Source organism: Acetobacter sp., assembly GCF_047721705.1.
Classification (GTDB): Bacteria; Pseudomonadota; Alphaproteobacteria; order Acetobacterales; family Acetobacteraceae; genus Acetobacter.
The window spans coordinates 17,877-34,765 of the sequence record NZ_JBDNXK010000030.1 but is presented as its reverse complement, the minus strand read 5'-3'; the positions used below and the strand labels follow the sequence as shown (position 1 = coordinate 34,765).

Here is a 16,889-nt window from a genome sequence, read left to right as displayed (position 1 = left end):
GGCGATCCGCCGTTATCGCTCGGAAGGTGAACTGCGCAATCTTATCGGCACCGGCGTTTCGGCGGCTGCCGTCTGGTATATGCGGGAAGCGGTGAATCAGGCCGGTTTCGACAAGGTGAAGATTGTGGTCTCATCCGGCTTCGGTGTCACGAAGTGCGCCAGCATGGCGGACGCCGAAGCGCCGATCGATGTGGTGGGCACAGGCTCATTCATTCCGAAACTGTGGAATGAGACCTATGCCACGGCGGACATTGTGACCTATGACGGCTCCGAAAGCGTGAAGGTGGGGCGTGAGTTTCTGCTGCCATCCTTCCGTCAGGCGGAAGAAAACCGTCGGCGCCTGCAGCATCGGGGCTGACAGAAAAGCCCATCATGACAGAATTACGGAACAGGAGTTTCACGCGTGTCCGAGACTGAAGACACTGCACCGTCAGCCCCGCAGGACAAGGGCGTGATCGTGCGCCTGCTTGACCTGTCGGGTGGCGCTGAAGACAACATCATTGAAGACATCAAGGGCTTTGAGGATATCGAGCACGCGAACGCCTTTGCGCGTGCCTATGTCCGTGACAATATCGAGATCTGTCGTGCGCCCGGTGCCTCGGCACGGGACACGCTCGATACCTGGTTCGCCTTTGGTGAAAATGCGGAAATTCTGGGTGAGGCCGGAGGATGGGTGTCCTCCACCGAACTGAACGAGTTCATCGAACGCCCAGCTTCACCGGAGGAGCGCGACTGGCGGAGCCTTGATCCCCGCCGTGACGATCCTTCTCTGACTGAAGAGTAAAAAGCTCAGGCCGGTCCCACGCCGTTTTTCCGATGTTCCAGAATATCGAGAACAGCGGCGCTGGTTTCCTCAATGGAACGGCGGGTTACGTCAATGACCGGCCAGCCATGGCGGGCGCACAGGCGTTTCGCCCACAGTAGTTCCGCTTCTACCTCTTCCGGATCGATATAACTCGTGCGGGTCAGCGAGGTGCCCGCAGTGTGCTGCTTGCCCGCGACCATGGCGTTCAGACGTGTCCGACGGATTTCGATCAGCGCATCCGGCGCGATCGTCAGGCCGATGACGGGCACCGAGGTCTCGAAAAGCTCTGGAGGCAGGGGTGTGTCCGGCACGAGCGGGATATTCGCCGCCTTGATGCCTTTGTTTGCCAGATAAAAACAGGTCGGCGTCTTGGACGCGCGTGAAACGCCTACCAGCACCACATCCGCTTCCCGAAGTTCGCGCGTCTGCTGTCCGTCATCGTGCTCGATGACGTAATGCATCGCGTCGATGCGCCGATAATAGTTGGCGTCCATGATGTATTGAGCGCCAGCTTCCCCGTCGGATGCCTCCGTGCCGGTCACCCCTTCAAGAAATTCTAGTGTGTTGTTCATCACATCGAGAAGCTGTGCGCCAATGCGGATGCAGTTCTCCTCCAGTTCCTTCTGCAGGTCGGAGTCCGCAAGCGATGAAAGAACGGGCCCCGGTTCACTGGCGACCCCCGAGATGACGCGGCGCAGCTGCATACGGGTGCGCACGAGATTCCAGTGTCTGACCTGAAATTTGACGTCCGGAAAATGCGGGTCACAGGCCTTGGCCAGCGAGTCCAGCGTCTGACCGATGCCGCCGGAAACCAGATGGAGATAGATACTGCGTTTTGTCATGTCATGTGCTCGGGCAAGGGGGCATGAAAAATGGGACGTCCCGGTATGGAACGCCCCATTTTCCAGTTTCAGACAAGTCTATGGGCGATCAGGACGCCGCTTTTTCCTTCTTCGCGGCAAGGGCGGCCTGCGCTGCTGCGAGACGGGCTACCGGCACGCGGAAGGGTGAGCAGGAGACGTAATCCAAACCGACGCTCTCGAAAAACGCGATGGAGTCCGGATCACCGCCATGTTCACCGCAGACGCCGAGCTTGAGGTTCGGCTTCGTCTTGCGGCCTTTTTCGATGCCCATGCGTACCAGTGCGCCCACGCCCTCGCGGTCGATGGACACGAACGGGTCCTTCGGCAGCAGACCATGATCGACATAGTAGGGCAGGAACGAACCAGCGTCGTCACGTGACAGGCCCAGCGTCGTCTGGGTCAGATCGTTGGTGCCGAACGAGAAGAAGTCCGCCACTTCTGCGATCTGGTCTGCCGTGAGCGCGGCGCGCGGCAGTTCGATCATTGTCCCGATCATGTAATCGAGCGTCGTGCCCTGTTCTTTGAACACGGCCGCGACCTCAGCTTCCGCCGCCTTGCGGGTGACTTCCAGCTCCGTCTTCACGCCCACGAGCGGGATCATGATTTCGGGAACGATGGATTTGCCCGTCTCCTTCGATACGGCGATGGCCGCCTCGATGATGGCACGCACCTGCATCGTGTAGATCTCGGGATAGGTGATCCCGAGACGGCAGCCGCGATGACCCAGCATCGGGTTGGCTTCCAGCAGCAGGGCGCGACGCTGACGCAGCGCTTCCACGGACTGACCCATTGCCGTAGCGACTTCTTCCAGTTCCGCCTCACCGTGCGGGAGGAACTCGTGCAGCGGCGGATCAAGCAGACGGATCGTGACCGGCAGGCCGCTCATGATGCGGAAGATCTGCGCGAAGTCATCACGCTGGAACGGCAGAAGCGCGCTGATGGCCTTCTTACGGGTCTCGACGTCGTCCGCCATGATCATCTGGCGCACGAAGCCGATACGATCCGGACCGAAGAACATGTGCTCCGTGCGGCTCAGACCAATACCTTCCGCGCCAAAACGACGCGCCGTCTCGGCATCGTCCGGCGTCTCGGCATTGGCGCGAACGCGGAGGCGGCGCACATCGTCGGCCCAGCCCATCAGCGTGCTGAAGTCGCCGGACAGGGTTGGCGGGATGGTGGAAACCTTGCCGACATAGACGGCGCCAGTGCCACCATCGAGCGTGATCCAGTCACCAGCCTTCAGCGTGACATTACCTGCTGTCATGGTCTGGGCTTTGTAATCCACGCTGATGCCGCCAGCACCCGCCACGCAGACACGTCCCATGCCACGCGCCACGACGGCTGCGTGAGAGGTCATGCCGCCACGGGTCGTCAGAACACCGCGTGCGGCGTGCATGCCATGCACGTCTTCCGGAGAGGTTTCGACGCGAACGAGAATGACGTCCTCGCCTTTCGCGGCGCGGTCCTCAACTTCCTCGGCCGTGAACACGATAGCGCCGGCAGCCGCGCCCGGTGAGGCGGGTAGGCCACGGGAGAACTGCTTTTTCTCTGCTTTCGGATCAAGCGTCGGGTGCAGAAGCTGGTCAAGGGAGGCGGGCGGAACGCGCTGGATGGCTTCATCCTGCGTGATCAGGCCTTCCTGCGCCATGTCGATGGCGATTTTCAGGGCTGCGGCTGCGGTGCGCTTACCCGAACGAGTCTGGAGCATGTAGAGCGTGTTGCTCTGCACCGTGAACTCGATGTCCTGCATGTCGCGGTAATGCTTCTCGAGAATCTCGCGAACGCGCAGCAGTTCCTTGTAAGCGTTGGGCAGAACCTTTTCCATCGGGGACTGGTCTGGCGTTGCGCGCTCGGCTGCCATCGGCTGCGGCGTGCGGATGCCTGCCACAACGTCTTCGCCCTGCGCGTTGACCAGATATTCGCCGTAGAAGATGTTTTCGCCGGTTGACGGATCACGCGTGAAGCAGACGCCTGTTGCGCAGTCATCACCCATGTTGCCGAACACCATTGCCTGCACATTGACGGCGGTGCCCCAGCTTGCCGGGATGTCATGCAGCTTGCGGTAGGTATTCGCGCGCGGGTTCATCCACGAGCCGAAAACGGCGCTGATCGCGCCCCAGAGCTGCTGTTCCGGATCGTCGGGGAAGGGCGTGCCGGTTTCTTTAAGCACGACGTCCTTGTAATCCTTGACGATTTCGCGCCAGTCGGAAGCCTTGATGGCCGTATCGTCGGTGACGCCAAGACCATGCTTGGCCTGCTCCAGCAGATCCTCGAAGCGATGGTGCGGAACGCCCATCACAACGGAGCCATACATCTGGATGAAACGGCGATAGCTGTCCCATGCGAAGCGCTCGTCCTTGGACGAGGCCGCGAGGCCTTCAACCGTTTCGTCATTCAGGCCAAGGTTCAGAACCGTGTCCATCATGCCCGGCATGGAAACGCGGGCACCAGAGCGCACGGAGACGAGCAGCGGGGCTTTCGCATCGCCGAAGACGAGACCGACCGATTTCTCGACACGGTGCAGGGCTGTAGCAACCTGCTGGGCCAGATCGGTCGGATAGGAACGACCGTTCTCGTAATAGGCCGAGCACACTTCAGTGGTGATTGTAAATCCAGGAGGCACCGGCAGCCCAATGGACGCCATCTCCGCCAGGTTGGCACCTTTGCCACCAAGCAGATTGCGCATTTCGGCACTGCCTTCGTTGAGGCCGCCACCGAAGCTGTAAACCCATTTCGTCATACCAACGCTCTCCGAGCGCGGCGATTTCAGCCTACATTTTTGTCCCGGGAAAAGCAGGCCTGAAAACGGTCCGCGGGGAATTATGTTATTATAGTTGTTGATCCGGTCCCGGGCGTGCGCATCATGACAGGGAATAGCTGTTTCCGCAATTCGACTTTACGTTAATATTCTGGAATGTGTCGTCATGATGCTGACATTTTCAGGCAGAAGGTAAACCGGCCAGTTCCCGCCATCCGGCTTCATCGACAGTATCGATTCCGAGTTCCTGTGCCTTGCGCGCCTTGGAGCCAGCCTCGGCGCCGAGAACGACCAGATCGGTTTTCTTTGAAACGGAATCGGTCACTTTTGCACCCAGACGTTCGGCCGTGGCCTTTGCTTCCGGTCGGGTCATGGTCGTCAGGGAGCCAGTGAAGACAATCACTTTGCCGGACAGTTTTCCACCACTCTGCGCGACCTCGTCCTCGATCGTTACATAGCGCAGCAGGTCGTCCAGCGTTGTCTGATTGTGCGGTTCGGCAAAGAAACCGACGATCTCGTCCGCCGTGGCTGTGCCGATGCCGGTGATTTCCCCCAGTTCCTGCCGCGCTTCCGAGCCAACGATGCGGGCTGCTTCCATCCTCTCCCGCCAGACACTGAACGATCCGTAATGCCGCGCCAGCAGCCGGGCGTTGTTTTCGCCCACGCGCCGAATACCGAGCGCAAAGATGAAACGCGGAAAACTGATCGTGCGGCGCTGCTCAATGGCGTTTATCAGCTTCCGGGCCGAGGTCGTTCCCCAGCCTTCGCGCTTTGCGATTTCAGACTCATGTTCCGGAAGCCGGAAGATATCCCCGGGGGCTTTCACAAGCTCCGCATCATGGAACTCGTTGATGCTCTTCTCGCCCAACCCGTCGATATCGAATGCCGTGCGGGAGACAAAATGGATCAGCCGCTCGACCACCTGTGCGGGACAGGTGAGGCCGCCGGTGCAGCGTGTGACGGCTTCCCCTGGAATGCGTTCCACGGAAGCGCCACAGGCGGGGCAGTGCGTAGGCATTGTGAAAGCTGCGTGGCGTTCACGACCTTCTTCCGGCAGCACGGCCATCACCTGTGGGATCACGTCGCCCGCGCGCTGGATCTGCACAAGATCGCCAATCCGGATGTCCTTGCGTTCAATCTCGTCCTGATTATGCAGCGTGGCGCGCGCGACAATCACCCCGCCGACATTCACCGGCTCAAGGTGAGCGACCGGCGTGAGCGCGCCTGTGCGTCCGACCTGCACTTCGATCGACAGCAGCCGTGTGACAGCCTGCTCTGCCGGGAACTTCCATGCGATGGCCCAGCGTGGTGCGCGTCCAGCGAAGCCGAGACGTTCCTGTAAGGACAGATCGTCGATCTTATAAACTACGCCATCGATATCGTATGGCAGCGCGGCCCGTTCCTGCGCGATTTTTTCGAAGAACGGTTCAGCCTCCGCCATGCCTTCCAGTCGGGTGGAGAGCGGATTGACCGTAAAGCCCCATGCCCGCAGCTGCTCCAGATAGGACCAGTGTGAGGTGGCAACGGGTTTGGAAGAAAAGCCCATCGCGTAAGCAAAAAGCGCCAAAGGCCGCTTTGCCGTTATTTTCGGGTCAAGTTGCCGCAGTGAACCCGCCGCCGCATTGCGCGGATTGGCGAAGGTCCGTTCGCCAAGCGCTTCCTGCGCCGCATTGATGGCCAGAAACTCTTTCTTGCCAAGAAACACCTCACCCCGAATCTCGATCAGGTCCGGCGTATTTCCCTTGAGGCGTAGAGGGATGTCCTTGAGCGTTTTCAGATTGGCGGTGACATCCTCGCCTTCCGTTCCATCGCCGCGTGTCGTGCCGCGCACAAATCGCCCGTTCTCGTAAGTCAGACTGATGGAGAGACCGTCGATTTTTGGTTCGGCGACAAAGGCAAGAGCGGTCGCCTGTTCCGGGGACAGCCCAAGAAAACGGACGATCCGTTTGACGAAATCCTCGAATTCAGCCTGATCGAACACATTGTCGAGGGACAGCATCGGCGCGAGATGCCGATGCTTTTTGAACGTGTTGTCCACCGCTGCGCCGACCTGAAAGCGCGGGCTGTCCATGCGGATCAGCGTGGGAAAGCGCTGCTCAATATCCTCGTTGCGTTTCCGGAGGGCATCAAATTCCGCATCCGAAACTTCCGGAGCATCTTGCGTGTGATAGGCGTGATTCAGGCGGGCGATCAGCACCGACAGGCGCGCCAGTTCCGTTTCAGCCTGTGCGGCATCCAGTTGCGCGACGGGAATCTGCGCCGTGTCCATTATTTCTTCTCCAGAAGACTTTCGGCGGCGGCGCGGGCCGCGTCAGTCACAACATCTCCCGCGAGCATCCGCGCGATTTCTTCACGACGCGCGGGCGCGGGAAGGGGAGCGGCGCGGGTCTGCGTCGGTCCGGTCTTCACCAGTTTGCCGATGCGCAGATGGTGATCGGCGGCGGCGGCCACCTGCGGGGAGTGCGTTACGGCCAGAATCTGCATGTCCTGCGCCAGCCGGTGCAAACGTTCGCCGATTGCGGCAGCCGTCGCGCCACCCACACCGGAATCGATCTCGTCAAAGATCAATGTGCCAATGGGGGAACGTCCGGCGAGCACAAGACGAATGGCGAGCATCAGGCGCGACAGTTCGCCGCCAGATGCGACCTTGCCAAGCGGTCCGGGTGGTTGGCCCGGGTTGGCTGCCAGCAGAAACGTGACCTGCTCCAGACCACTTTCACCCCATTGGGCTTCAGGCAGAGGCGTCAGTTCTGCCACGAAGCGGGCGCGTTCCAGCTTGAGTGGTTTCAGTTCCGCCATGACGGCATTTTCCAGCTTGCGGGCCGCCTTGGTGCGCTGGGCTGAAAGTTCTTCGGCAGCTTTCAGAAAATCCTGTCGCGCTGCCTGCGCAGCCCGTTCCAGTTCTTCAATCCGGGCTGTGCCGGTTTCCAGAGCGTCCAGTCGCTGTTTCAAACGGTGCTGCAAATCAGGAAGATCGGAAACGGATGTTTCGAATTTCCGGGCAGCGGCGCGCAGGGCGAACAGACGCTCTTCCACCTGTTCCAGCAGACGGGGGTCCGCTTCCTGATCGGCAGCGAGACGGGAAAGCATTGATTCCGCTTCGGCAAGCGCAGCCTCGGCGCTGTCGAGGGCTTTCAGGGCTTCCTGTGCCTGTTCCTGTTGGCTGGCGAAGGTGTCGTCCGCGTCATCGGCGTCCTGACCGGGGGTGGGCAGGAGGCGATGGAGTGCGCGGCCAGCTGCCCGGAGAGCTGCCGCCGGTCCGGAATTGCGCCGGTCACGGGGTGTCAGTTCGGCAAGCGCGGCGGCGACCGCTTCGCCACGACGTTCATTGCGCTGAAGCGCGTGACGTTGGGCAGCCAGCGTGTTTTCTTCATCAGGCTGAGGAGACAGCGTTGCCAGTTCTTCAAGCGTATGCCGAAGCCACTCTTCTTCCTTGGCCGCAATGGCGATTTCCTGTTGCGCAAGGGCCAACGTAGTGCAGGCGTCACGCCATTTCCGGTAAAGAGTGCCGGTCTTGCGGCGAATGGTCGGTGGCGTGCCAAAGGCGTCTAGCAGATCACGGTGCGTCGAAGGATCGGCGAGCCCCATCTGCTCGTGCTGGCCCTGTATTTCCACGAGCGTCCCAGCGATGCGGCGCAGAAGACCGACGCCTACGGGCTGGTCGTTGACCCACGCGCGGGACCGTCCATCCGTGCCGACCGTGCGCCGCAGGATCAGGGGTTCACCTTTTTCGGTGGGAAGCTCCTGTTCTTCCAGCAGCGTTCTGACCGGATGCGCGGCGGGAACGTCGAAACTTGCTGTAACGCGGGCTTCCTGTGCGCCATTGCGGATAAGGCCGCTGTTGGCGCGTTCGCCGAGCGCAAGGCCCAGACTGTCGAGCAGAATGGATTTACCCGCGCCGGTTTCACCCGTCAGGGCTGTCAGGCCGGGATGAAAGGAGAGGTCAAGAGCCTCGATCAGAACCACGTCGCGTATGGATAGAAAACTCAGCATCGCGAAAGCCTGTTCCGTCCGATTCCTGTCCTCATGCCTGTGACAGCCAGAAAACACACCCTTCAGAGAAAGGCGCGGGGTGAAATGCCCGGTTGTCTTCGCGGGATTGCATCAACGCGAAGGCGTGCGTGTTCCCCTGTCCGAAGCCGGAACACCCGAGCGGGCGAGATTGCTGGTGAGGGAAGATCCTTCGCCATCCGCTGGAAGTGCGCTGGAGGACACAGGCGCGACAGGGGCGGAAGACAGTGACGGCGGTGCATCCGCACGCCCCTGACCACGGGACGCCGACTGGGCCGGGCTGCTCGTCGGCGTGGCTGCGGCAGAAATCGTCTTGCCCGGCGCAGGAGTCTTGTCGGACAGCAGGCGATATTCTTTCAGATTGGAATAAGCGTAACGGTACCACTTGCTGTCGGGGTAGTTGTAGGCAAGTACATTGCCTGTCCGACGCGCTTCGTCCGTCAGGCCGAGATCAAGATAGACTTCCACCAGCCGTTCCAGCGCTTCCGGAACATGATTAGTGGTCTGGAAATCCTGAATGACGCGCTGATACCGTCCGACAGCAGCCTGATAGGCACGCTGTTCCTGATAATAACGGCCAACCAGCATTTCCTTGCCTGCCAGATGGTCGCGGCAGAGATCGATCTTCAACTGGGCGTCGCGTGCATATTTCGTCTGCGGGAAACGGGCGATCACGTCCTGTAGGCGCGACATCGCCTCTGCTGTCATCTGCTGGTCGCGTCCTACGTCGCCAATCTGTTCATAATAGCACAGCGCGAGAAGGTAGAAGGCGTAAGCGGCATCAGCACTGGTGGGGTGAAGTTCGATGAACCGGTCAAGCTGCTGAGCGGCTTCGGGATACTTGTTCTGCAGATAGTAGGCGTAGCCCGCCATCAGCTGGGAATTGGCCGTGTAGCCTGAATAAGGGTAGTTCTGCTGGAGTATTTCAAGCTGCTGCGCGGCAACCGTATAGCGCTGCGTGCGCAGGGCATCGATGCCGTTGTTATACAGCGTATCAGCCGAATCAATGGTGGGAGCCGGTTTTTCCTGCTGGTTGCTCTGAAACACGGAGCAGCCCGAAAGCATGAGGAACGCTCCGTAAGCGACGGGCGCCAGCCTCGACGACATTCTGGAGGGGATGCGCGAGGTTGGCTGGTGCGGCACGTATCAACTCACTGTCTGTCGTGTTCGAATAATGGCCGCGTTATAGCACGGAATAGACTGACGGAAAGATATTCTCTTGGTCTCTTCTGCCGGACGTTTTTGCCGGCCAAAGATAAAAACCACCGCTCCAGTTCAGGCGGCCTGACGGGATGTTTCCATGGAGCTTTTTGCTCCGGAGATTTCACGCCATGAATTCTGATCGGCGAAGAGGGTGCGCAGAAGCTGATTATTCAGGTGGTGGCCTGATTTATGTCCCACAAAAGTGCCCCGCAGACGGGCGCCAGCCAGAAAGAGATCGCCCACGGCATCGAGCAGCTTGTGGCGGACGAATTCATCAGTCTTTCTGAGGCCGGTCGGGTTCAGAATCTTTTCTTCATCGACGACGATGGCGTTGTCGAGCGAGCCGCCTCGCGCCAGTCCGGATGCCTGGAGCGCATCGATTTCCTGCCGGTTGGTGAAGGTGCGGGAGAAAGAAAGTTCCTGCCGGAATGTCGCTTCGCTGAGATGCAGGGACAGACACTGGCGACCAATGGCGCGGGCGGGAAAATCAATCGTCATGTGCAGGGAGAGGTTATTGCCAGCTAAGGGGTGCAATTCCGCAAACGCATCGCCTTCCTGCACGCGGACAGGCCGCGTGATGATGATTTCCCGTCGGGGCGTGTCCTGTTCGAGGCGACCAGCACAGTCGAGCAAAAACAGGAAATCGGCTGCCGACCCGTCGAGGACAGGCACTTCTGGCCCATCGACAAAGATTTTCGCATTGTCGATGGCCTTGCCGGAAAGAGCCGACATCAGGTGTTCTATCGTGGCAACCCGATTGTTGCGGTTGTCGTGATCCCCAATGACGGTGCTGAGACGTGTTTCAACCACGTTGTCGTAGCGCGCCAGAATGGGTGAGGCGGCAATATCTGTGCGCTGAAAGACTATACCCGTTCCTGCCGGAGCCGGCTCCATGCGCAGCTTGATGCTCCGCCCAGTGTGTAATCCGACGCCTGAACAGGTAATCGGCGATCGGAGAGTGGCCTGATTCGTAAGCATGTCCGGTTTCAGATTCGACAGTTTGGGGAAAGCCGGGCGATCCCGAAATAACGGTGAAAATTCTTCACTGTCTGTTTCGGTCAATACGACCGGATCAGGGCTGAAGCTTTCCATTTGTTTTTCTTTCGACCTGACTGGCGTTTCTGCGGACATAGTTTTGATGAGTAGAATACCCGGCGACCCGAATGGTTCCAGTCAATGTTTATTGCGTCCTATTACCATTGCAAAAACGACACTGTGCCGCGATCGGGACGGCCTTGAACGAAAGACCAAAAGAAAACCGGAGCTGTTATGCTCCGGTTTTGACGCATGCGATTAATACTGATGAAGGCGTCAGGACTGGCGACGCATGAAGGCCGGAATGTCCAGACCACCATCATCCGTTTGTGCCGGACGGACCGTCGGCCCTTCCGCTGTGGTGTTGCGCGGAGCGGGCGTGACCTGAGGCGCGGCCTCCGGCTGCGGCTGCTGTTTCGGCGGCTCGGCAGGACGGCGGAGAACGCCGGTCATCAGGCCGAACAGACTCCGTGACGGCGATGGCTCTGGAGCACGTGCCGGTGTTGGGCGCGTGTTCGCGGTGAACAGGCCATCGCGCGGCGAGGAAGAGCGCGGGCTTTCTGCCTGCGGAGGCGCAACATTCGGAACGAAATTGGGTGCGGGACGGTGGCCACCAGAAGCGGAGGCTGCCTGGCGTGGTGCCTGTCCTGCCCCGAACATCGGAGGCTGGGTATTCGGTGCCTGCTGAGGCTGCTGCGCGGCGGCTTCGGCCTGTGCCTTGGCGGCTGCTTCAGCTTGCGCCTGTGCTTCTTCCTCCGCCTGAGCATTGGCCGATGGCATGTCGATGCCTGTTGCGACCACGGAGACGCGGATCTTGCCGTCGAGATCGGGGTCGATGGCCGAGCCAAAGATGATGTTCGCGTCTTCCGCCACTTCTTCACGGATGCGGTTAGCCGCCTGATCGACTTCGAACAGCGTGAGGTCATCGCCGCCCGTGATGTTGATCAGCAGGCCGCGCGCGCCAGCCATCGATGTGTCTTCCAGCAGCGGGTTGGAAATCGCTGCTTCCGCCGCAAGACGGGCGCGATCTTCACCTTCAGCTTCGCCCGTGCCCATCATCGCCTTGCCCATTTCGGCCATGACGGTGCGGATGTCAGCGAAATCGAGGTTGACCAGACCCGGAGCGACCATCAGGTCGGTCACGCCACGCACGCCCATATAGAGGACGTTGTCAGCCATTTTGAACGCGTCCTTGTAAGTCGTGCGCTCGTTGGCCATGCGGAAAAGGTTCTGATTCGGAATGACGATCAGCGTATCGACATACTGCTGAAGTTCCGTGATGCCTTCTTCAGCGGCACGGGCGCGACGCGGTCCCTCGAAGCTGAACGGCTTCGTCACCACACCGACCGTCAGGATGCCGCGCTCACGGGCCATGCGCGCCACGATCGGCGCGGCACCCGTGCCGGTGCCGCCGCCCATGCCCGCAGTCACGAAGACCATGTGCGAGCCTTCGAGGTGACGGGAGAGCTCATCGGCGGCTTCTTCTGCGGCTGCACGTCCAATTTCCGGCTTCGCACCAGCGCCCAGACCCTGTGTCAGGTGCGGGCCAAGCTGGATGCGACGGTCAGCGCGGCTGCTGGAAAGCTGCTGCGCATCCGTATTGGCGACGACGAATTCCACACCTTTGAGATCGGCGAGAATCATGTTGTCGACAGCGTTCGTGCCACCACCACCAACACCGATCACCGTTATCTTTGGCGAAAAATCAGAATGGTTCTGCGGCGGGACGGTGAGGTTCAGAGTCATTTATACTTCCTTGGACGAGGAGACAGGCGCGGAAGAGCCGCCACAGTACAACGCGCGACTCGGGGTGTGAATGGAAATTTGACCAAGACTATAAACATTTTGCCAACGTCATGTCAGACGCGATCGCGAATGAATGAGACAAGTTTGTTCAGAAGTCCTTTCGGAGCTTCTTCCGCCAGCTCGATATCGCCAAAAGGCCGCTCGGCTGAAGCCGCCCATGTCAGCAGGCCCACGGTGGTGGAAAAGCTGGCGGCGGCGCAGGCTTCCGGCAATCCGACGACGTTGTGAGGCCGCCCGAGCCGGACATGCCGATTGAGAATCCGGGCCGCCACGGACCCAACACCGTCAAGCAGCGATCCGCCACCGGAAAGAATGACGCGTCCTTCCGCCAGATGACCCAGACCCGCCTGATCGAGCCGATCCTTCACCAGTTCGAATGTTTCCTCGATGCGGGGACGGATGATGTCGCCCAGCATGGCGCGGGGAATCGCTTCAAAGCTGGGCATGTCGCTGCCCTGCCGTTCGATGCGAATGGTCACGCCATCATCGTCGGCCGAAAGATCGGCATGGCCGTGCATGGTCTTGAGGCGCTCAGCGTTGTCGGTGGACGTGCCCAGCCCGCGGGCAATGTCGCGCGTCACATGTTCGCCGCCGATTCCGATCTGGGCGGTGTGCAGAAGCTGACCGTCGGCAAAGACGGCGAGGGACGTCGTGCCGCCACCCATTTCGATCACCGTGGTGCCGACCTGTCGTTGATCGGCGTTGGTCACGGCGAGGCCAGAGGCGAGGGGGGCTGAGACAAGCGCGTCCAGCTTCAGTTCCGCACGTCCAAGAAGGGCGTCGAGCGTGCGCAGTGCGGTGGAAGAGGCGTCGATCACATGCAGGCGGGCGCGCAACTGATCGCAGAGATGGCCGCGCGGGTCCGTGACACCGTCCGTCTCATCCACAGCGAAGTCGAGCGGCAGCGTGTGAATGACCGCTCGGCCTTCCGTCTGCGCCTTCATGCGGCCTTCCGTCACGATGCGACGGATATCAGCATCCGTGATTTCCCGTCCGCCAATCGGCCAGTGGACGTTGAACAGTCGGCTTTCCGGATGGCCGCACGACAGGTTGACCACGACCTTGTCCAGCGACCGCTCGGCCTCCCGCTCCGCGTTGCCGACAACATGGCGGATGATCGCTTCCGCAGCCTTCAGGTCAACGATGGCACCACTCTTCACGCCACTTGAGCGTAACCACCCATGACCAAGAACACGCAGCGTCCCGTTAGGTTCGCCCTTGCCCACCAGACAGGTGATTTTTGTCGAGCCGATGTCCAGCACACCCACCAGACCACTGCGCCACGTGCGGGGTTCAGGACGTTCCTCGGGCATGTTGAGCAGGCTGCCGGATGATTCGCTCATGCCAGGGCGGGAGGTCTTGCGTCCACGTTCGGTTCTGGCGGGAAGCAGTGCCCGCGACGGTGAGCCTGAAGCGATCAGATCGTTCATGTTGGAAGCGCTCCCTCAGTCGTGCTGGCGTGGTCATTATCGTGATGGGGTGCCTGATTCGAGTGAACCCCTGAGCCTGATTTTTCAGCACCTTCGACTTTTCCACCAGATCGGGACGCATCCGACTTGGTGCCGTGTGTTTCCGGAGCCGCAGGGGACATTTGGGGTGCGGATGAGGCTGAAGGCGTTTCATCACTCGCCACAGGCGGAGCCGGTCTTTCCCGAATGGTCAGGCGATCTGGGAGCCGCATATCGATCACTTCGACAGGACGATCCAGGAGGTCCATACGCTGCTGAAGTTCTTCCAGTTTCGCCAGCGCCTGTGGTTCGGCGGCCTCGGGCAGATAGACGATTGCGCCATCTTTCAGCGTCAGGTTCCAGCGCCGCATACCGACGAGAGTGGCTGCGGTCAGGCGGCTTTTGACGTCCGGTGCTTTCGTCATGGCATCAAGCAGTTCCGCCGCTGCATGTTCCGCACCTTCTCCGACCACGAGGGGCAGTTGCAGGAATGCCTGCGCGTCCTTGCTGGTCATGCCCTTGTCCGGCACCGGATTGCCATCGCGGTCGATCAGCACGAACTGCCCCTTGTGCTGCCAGACAGCGAAAGGCGGCCGTTCCGTCAGATGCACGATGATCGCCCCGGAAAAACGTCTCTCGACGGTCGCGTCTTCAACGAAGGGCAGGGCGTTCAGCCGCTCACGCGCAGCTTTCACATCGAAACCCAGCATCGGATCACCCACGGCAATTCCAAGCGCCTGCCGGATTGTCTGGTGGCTGGTGAGATTTTCCCCTTCGATCCGGATCTGGGTGACCTTGAGGGGAATGAGGGTTTCGATTTCCTTTTTGAGGGGAAACAGAATGGCGTCCCCCCGATGCGATGAGACGAAGAACCAGCCAGCCACACCGACAACGCCCAGCATGGCGATGGATTTCATCGCACGCTTGTGGCGCCGCAGAAACAGCGCCAGCGCCGACGGACGGTCAGCGCGGCTCGTGTGCCGGAAGCGTCGGGGGCTTTCCGGCTCGTGGTTGTCGGAATGGTGGCGGGAGCGTGTCATCGGCGGGATGCGCTGGCCCGTTCGAGAGCATCCTGCACCAGCCGGTCGCACAGCGCGGAGTAGGAAATGCCACAATAGGCCGCCTGTTCCGGCAGCAGGGAAGTCGGAGTCATGCCGGGTTGCGTATTCACTTCCAGCAGCACGATCCGTCCGCGACCTTTTCCCGCCGTGTCATCGTAGCGGAAATCGGAACGGGACGCCCCCGCGCAGCCCAGCGCCTTATGGGCGGAGACAGCGAGGTCGCAGGCCTCTGCGAAGTCATCCGCGTTGATGCTGGCTGGCAGGATGTGCTGGCTGCCACCTGCGCTGTATTTTGCGGCGTAATCATAAAAATCATGGCCGGAGGACGTGTTGGGGGTAATATCCGTTACGGTCAGCGCCCGCAGACCTTCATCACCAGTATCCAGCACGCCGACAGTGATCTCGCGACCGGGAATATACTCCTCCACCAGCGCTACGGGGCCATAACGCCATTCCTCGACCACCCGCGCGCGCTGATTAGTGCCGTCCCGCACGATCGACACACCAACGGACGACCCTTCGTCCAGCGGTTTCACGACGTAGGGCGCAGGCAATGGGTCGGCTTCCGCCAGCTCGGCGATGGAGACGACGCGTCCCTGCGCTACAGGCAGCCCGGCTGCGATGAACACCTGCCGGGAGGCTTCCTTGTCCATGGCCGTAGCGGAGGCGCGGATGCCGGAATGGGTGTAGGGCAGGCCCAGCCATTCCAGAACACCCTGAATGGCGCCATCCTCGCCAAAACGACCATGCAGGGCGTTGAACACCACGTCCGGCTTCTGCTCTCCGAGTGTGTTGACCAGTGCGGCAAGATCGCGTGTGACGTCGAGAGAGGAAACGTCGTAGCCAGATTCCTTCAGCGCCGCGACAACGCCCTGTCCGGAAGACAGGCTGACATCACGTTCTGCCGATGCGCCGCCCATCAGGACTGTTACCCTCTGTGCCGCCTTCATGCCTTTTCTCCTTTGGCGCCACTGGCGCGCAGGCCCATGCGCTTGATTTCCCAGTGCAGGGAGACGCCAGTTTTTTCCCTTACACGCCGGCGCACTTCTTCGCCGAGTGCTTCCAGATCCTCGGCGGTGGCGTCGCCCGTGTTGAGCATGAAATTGCAGTGTTTTTCGCTGATCTGCGCGCCGCCCAGTTTCAGGCCACGACATCCGGCGGCGTCAATCAGTTGCCATGCCTTCATGTCACTGATTTCCGGCTCCGGATTGCGGAATGTCGAGCCGCCGGTGCGGGCCCGGACTGGCTGCGACTCTTCTCGTGCAGAACGGATTTCCGCGAGACGTGCTGATACGGTCGCCGGGTTGGCCGGTTCGCCCCGAAGACGCGCCCGTACGACAATCGCTCCGTCCGAAAGAGCCGAACGACGATAGCCGAACCGCAGCGCCGAGGTTTCAAGGCGCATCAGAGTGCCGTCACGGGACACGATCTCGGCCCAATCGAGCACAGCCGCCATGTCGGACCCATAGGCTCCGGCATTCATGCGCACGCCGCCACCGATCGAGCCGGGAATGCCGACAAGGAATTCGAGTCCGCCCAGACCCAGACTGGCTGCTGTTTCGGCCACGGTCACATCCAGCGCCGCACCACCGACGATCAGTCCGTCTCCATCCTGTTCAATTTTGGCGAATGCGCCGCCGAGCCGGATCACCAGTCCGGGAATACCCCCATCGCGGATGATGATGTTCGAGCAGGCTCCGAGTGCCGTCACCGGGATTTCCGGCGCGATACGACGCAGGGCTGTGGCCAGATCGTCCGCGTCAGCCGGCTGAAACAGACATTCGGCAGGACCGCCTACGCGGAACCAGCTGCGTGGGGCGAGCGACTGCTCTGTCGAAACGCGGCCTCGCACATCGCCGAGGGAAGCGGCGATGCTTTCGTCGACTGCCATGGTTCCTG

General features: G+C 60.7%; 12 protein-coding genes and 1 pseudogene. 2 read left to right on the top strand and 11 right to left on the bottom strand.

Annotated features, from left to right (window positions below; all coding sequences use genetic code 11):
- Positions 1-358: pseudogene (locus tag ABF824_RS07145) on the top strand (nicotinate phosphoribosyltransferase); the annotation flags it as partial.
- Positions 359-403: 45 nt separating this feature from the next.
- Entirely contained in the window at positions 404-784 is a 381-nt protein-coding gene (locus tag ABF824_RS07140; protein WP_415487486.1) for a hypothetical protein, read from the top strand.
- 5 nt (positions 785-789) lie between these two features.
- Here the strand turns inward: ABF824_RS07140 and ABF824_RS07135 are convergent, their stop codons facing one another.
- From ABF824_RS07135 to murB, 11 genes are all read right to left on the bottom strand, one after another.
- Positions 790-1,647 carry a pyruvate, water dikinase regulatory protein gene (locus ABF824_RS07135; RefSeq protein WP_415487484.1) on the bottom strand — a complete coding sequence of 286 codons (858 nt, stop codon included), beginning with the start codon at positions 1,645-1,647 and terminating at the stop codon, positions 790-792.
- 88 nt (positions 1,648-1,735) lie between these two features.
- Entirely contained in the window at positions 1,736-4,408 is a 2,673-nt protein-coding gene (gene ppdK / locus ABF824_RS07130; protein WP_415487482.1) for a pyruvate, phosphate dikinase, read from the bottom strand.
- A gap of 199 nt (positions 4,409-4,607) precedes the next feature.
- Positions 4,608-6,695 (bottom strand): NAD-dependent DNA ligase LigA, encoded by a 2,088-nt coding sequence (gene ligA / locus ABF824_RS07125; protein WP_415487480.1) that lies wholly within the window; start codon positions 6,693-6,695, stop codon positions 4,608-4,610.
- The gene (gene recN / locus ABF824_RS07120; RefSeq protein ID WP_415487478.1) at positions 6,695-8,419 is read right to left on the bottom strand and encodes a DNA repair protein RecN; all 1,725 of its coding nucleotides are present in this window, start codon (positions 8,417-8,419) and stop codon (positions 6,695-6,697) included. Before recN ends, ligA begins: the two co-directional genes overlap by 1 nt.
- Before the next feature lie 111 nt (positions 8,420-8,530).
- The gene (gene bamD, locus ABF824_RS07115; RefSeq protein ID WP_415487476.1) at positions 8,531-9,544 is read right to left on the bottom strand and encodes an outer membrane protein assembly factor BamD; all 1,014 of its coding nucleotides are present in this window, start codon (positions 9,542-9,544) and stop codon (positions 8,531-8,533) included.
- Between the two features lie 168 nt (positions 9,545-9,712).
- A complete protein-coding gene (gene lpxC, locus ABF824_RS07110; protein ID WP_415487474.1) occupies positions 9,713-10,618 on the bottom strand; it encodes a UDP-3-O-acyl-N-acetylglucosamine deacetylase in 906 nt (301 codons plus the stop codon).
- A gap of 333 nt (positions 10,619-10,951) precedes the next feature.
- A complete protein-coding gene (gene ftsZ / locus ABF824_RS07105; RefSeq protein WP_415487472.1) occupies positions 10,952-12,421 on the bottom strand; it encodes a cell division protein FtsZ in 1,470 nt (489 codons plus the stop codon).
- A gap of 113 nt (positions 12,422-12,534) precedes the next feature.
- Entirely contained in the window at positions 12,535-13,911 is a 1,377-nt protein-coding gene (ftsA, locus tag ABF824_RS07100) for a cell division protein FtsA (RefSeq protein WP_415487470.1), read from the bottom strand.
- Positions 13,908-14,969 carry a cell division protein FtsQ/DivIB gene (locus tag ABF824_RS07095; protein ID WP_415487468.1) on the bottom strand — a complete coding sequence of 354 codons (1,062 nt, stop codon included), beginning with the start codon at positions 14,967-14,969 and terminating at the stop codon, positions 13,908-13,910. Before ABF824_RS07095 ends, ftsA begins: the two co-directional genes overlap by 4 nt.
- Positions 14,966-15,940 (bottom strand): D-alanine--D-alanine ligase, encoded by a 975-nt coding sequence (locus ABF824_RS07090; protein ID WP_415487466.1) that lies wholly within the window; start codon positions 15,938-15,940, stop codon positions 14,966-14,968. The genes ABF824_RS07095 and ABF824_RS07090 overlap by 4 nt, the downstream gene beginning before the upstream one ends.
- The gene (gene murB, locus ABF824_RS07085) at positions 15,937-16,881 is read right to left on the bottom strand and encodes a UDP-N-acetylmuramate dehydrogenase (RefSeq protein ID WP_415487490.1); all 945 of its coding nucleotides are present in this window, start codon (positions 16,879-16,881) and stop codon (positions 15,937-15,939) included. Before murB ends, ABF824_RS07090 begins: the two co-directional genes overlap by 4 nt.
- Positions 16,882-16,889: the final 8 nt, after the last annotated feature.

Bases quoted from the DNA above. Each gene is read 5' to 3' on its own strand.
- ABF824_RS07135 (WP_415487484.1), bottom strand. From the start codon at position 1,647: ATGACAAAACGCAGTATCTATCTCCATCTGGTTTCCGGCGGCATCGGT.
- ppdK (WP_415487482.1), bottom strand. From the start codon at position 4,408: ATGACGAAATGGGTTTACAGCTTCGGTGGCGGCCTCAACGAAGGCAGT.
- ligA (WP_415487480.1), bottom strand. From the start codon at position 6,695: ATGGACACGGCGCAGATTCCCGTCGCGCAACTGGATGCCGCACAGGCT.
- recN (WP_415487478.1), bottom strand. From the start codon at position 8,419: ATGCTGAGTTTTCTATCCATACGCGACGTGGTTCTGATCGAGGCTCTT.
- bamD (WP_415487476.1), bottom strand. From the start codon at position 9,544: ATGTCGTCGAGGCTGGCGCCCGTCGCTTACGGAGCGTTCCTCATGCTT.
- lpxC (WP_415487474.1), bottom strand. From the start codon at position 10,618: ATGCTTACGAATCAGGCCACTCTCCGATCGCCGATTACCTGTTCAGGC.
- ftsZ (WP_415487472.1), bottom strand. From the start codon at position 12,421: ATGACTCTGAACCTCACCGTCCCGCCGCAGAACCATTCTGATTTTTCG.
- ftsA (WP_415487470.1), bottom strand. From the start codon at position 13,911: ATGAACGATCTGATCGCTTCAGGCTCACCGTCGCGGGCACTGCTTCCC.
- ABF824_RS07095 (WP_415487468.1), bottom strand. From the start codon at position 14,969: ATGACACGCTCCCGCCACCATTCCGACAACCACGAGCCGGAAAGCCCC.
- ABF824_RS07090 (WP_415487466.1), bottom strand. From the start codon at position 15,940: ATGAAGGCGGCACAGAGGGTAACAGTCCTGATGGGCGGCGCATCGGCA.
- murB (WP_415487490.1), bottom strand. From the start codon at position 16,881: ATGGCAGTCGACGAAAGCATCGCCGCTTCCCTCGGCGATGTGCGAGGC.